We start from the raw sequence: 2,241 nt of genomic DNA on the forward strand, positions 1-2,241 counted from the left end.
TCTTTGCAACAGTGCCCTGTACGTTGATATTCAAAGCTGAATGGTCGCTTTATGAACTCCAAATATCTTAGCCGTTCGTTTTACACCATCATGAGTGGAAAGGTAATGCTGAACGACTTTTCGCCGAAACTTTACCGTGTATTGCGCCATTATTGTGGCCCCATGAAGCTGATTTAATATATCCAACTTCTGGGGTTCAGTTCACTACAGGATGTTGTAGGGGGCGACCACTTTTTTGGGTCGCCCCGAGCCCGAGTTCAGCGGTGATACCGCTATGGTTATTTCCTTTTACTTCAGTAGACTATCCGCACCAAAAAACGACCGGGGTTCCCCGGTCCGTTATCCAGAACTAGGAAAGACATGAACCTGTTGAAATCACTGGCAGCGGTCAGCTCGATGACCCTGTTTTCACGCGTGCTGGGATTTGCCCGCGACGCGATTGTCGCGCGCGTATTTGGTGCCGAGATGGCGACCGATGCCTTTTTCGTCGCGTTTAAGCTGCCTAACCTGTTGCGACGCATCTTTGCCGAGGGGGCGTTTTCCCAAGCGTTTGTCCCTATTCTAGCCGAATACAAAAGTAAACAGAGTGAAGAAGCCACGCGCATTTTTGTGGCTTATGTTTCCGGCTTGCTGACGCTGACGCTGGCGATTGTAACGATTTTGGGGATGTTTGCCGCCCCGTGGGTGATTCTCGTCACTGCCCCCGGCTTTGCCGATACTGCCGATAAGTTCGCACTGACCTCATCGCTGCTGCGCGTGACCTTCCCGTATATCATGCTGATTTCATTGGCCTCGCTGGCCGGGGTGATCCTCAATACGTGGAACCGTTTTTCGGTCCCGGCGTTTACCCCCACGCTGCTCAACGTCAGCATGATTGGTTTTGCGCTGTTTGCCGCGCCGCACTTCCACCCGCCGGTCATGGCTCTGGCTTGGGCGGTCGCCGCCGGGGGGGTACTGCAGCTCGGTTATCAGCTGCCGCACCTGAAAAAAATCGGCATGCTGGTGCTGCCGCGCCTTAACCTGAAGGATGCGGGCGTGTGGCGAGTGATGCGCCAGATGGGGTTGGCGATCCTCGGCGTCTCGGTCAGCCAGATCTCGCTGATTATCAACACCATTTTTGCATCGTTCCTTGTTTCCGGCTCGGTATCGTGGATGTACTACGCTGACCGCCTGATGGAGTTTCCTTCCGGAGGGCTGGGCGTGGCGCTGGGCACCATTTTGCTGCCGTCGCTGGCGAAGAGTTTTGCTAGCGGCGACCAAGCAGAGTATTCACGCCTGATGGACTGGGGGCTGCGTCTCTGTTTTCTGCTGGCGCTGCCGAGCGCCGTGGCGTTAGGGATTCTGGCAAAACCGTTGACCGTTGCTCTATTCCAGTACGGCAAGTTTACCGCCTTTGATGCCGCAATGACCCAGCATGCGCTGGTGGCCTATTCGGTCGGTTTGATGGGGCTGATCGTGATAAAGGTACTGGCACCGGGCTTCTACTCGCGCCAGAACATCAAAACGCCGGTGAAGATTGCGCTCTTCACTCTGTTGGCAACGCAGGCCATGAATCTAGCATTTATTGGTCCGCTGAAGCATGCCGGACTGTCGTTGTCGATTGGTCTGGCGGCCTGCCTGAATGCCGCGCTGCTTTACTGGCAGCTGCGCAAGCAGGATATTTTTCAGCCCCAGTCGGGCTGGGCGAGTTTCCTAGTGCGTCTGTTCTTCGCCGTTGTGGCGATGGCGGCGGCGCTGGTCGGTGTGCTCTATCTGATGCCTGACTGGGCTACCAGCAACATGCTGTGGCGGTTAATCCGTCTGGCAGCGGTCTGTGCGGTGGGTGGCGGAGTCTACTTTGCCGTGCTGGGCCTGTTAGGTTTCCGTCCGCGTGATTTTGCCCGCCGTACCGTGGCATAAACAGCAACCCCCCCGGCGCACAGGCGCTGCGGGGTAAAGTCTGACAAGGATAATTACGCTTTACGACTGACGGGTGCGCTATGAATCGGTTGGCCGTCGGGGCTATAAAATTTTTGTGCCTGATAAAGCTTCAGTACCTGCACCGCATGCTCTTTATGATTGATTTGATGATTGAGCAGCATATCGTTGTGCAGATTGGTATCGCGTAATTTTACCGTGTGATTCTGAATCGATGACCAGCGCCTCGCCAGTTCCGGGTGGCGGCTGTAGGGCACGCCCGGCCGCTTTTTCTGCATCACAGCGTATTTTTCCTAGGAAGTTTAGGTATTAGGCGACAATTAC

The 2,241-nt window shown here is 55.2% G+C and carries 2 protein-coding genes; one reads left to right on the plus strand and one right to left on the minus strand.

Annotated features, from left to right (window positions below; translation table 11 throughout):
- Positions 1 to 360 precede the first annotated feature (360 nt).
- On the plus strand, positions 361 to 1,899 hold the full coding sequence (murJ, locus tag BBW68_RS08510) for a murein biosynthesis integral membrane protein MurJ (RefSeq protein ID WP_070134946.1): 1,539 nt from the start codon (positions 361 to 363) through the stop codon (positions 1,897 to 1,899).
- A gap of 53 nt (positions 1,900 to 1,952) precedes the next feature.
- On the opposite strand, the gene BBW68_RS08515 is transcribed toward murJ, so the two are convergent.
- Positions 1,953 to 2,198: a flagellar export chaperone FlgN gene (locus tag BBW68_RS08515; protein ID WP_222563077.1), complete on the minus strand. Its 246-nt coding sequence runs from the start codon at positions 2,196 to 2,198 to the stop codon at positions 1,953 to 1,955.
- Positions 2,199 to 2,241 lie beyond the last annotated feature (43 nt).

The organism is Candidatus Erwinia dacicola, assembly GCF_001756855.1.
Classification (GTDB): Bacteria; Pseudomonadota; Gammaproteobacteria; order Enterobacterales; family Enterobacteriaceae; genus Erwinia; species Erwinia dacicola.

Coding starts and splice junctions, on each gene's coding strand:
- murJ (WP_070134946.1), top strand. CDS start 361: ATGAACCTGTTGAAATCACTGGCAGCGGTCAGCTCGATGACCCTGTTT.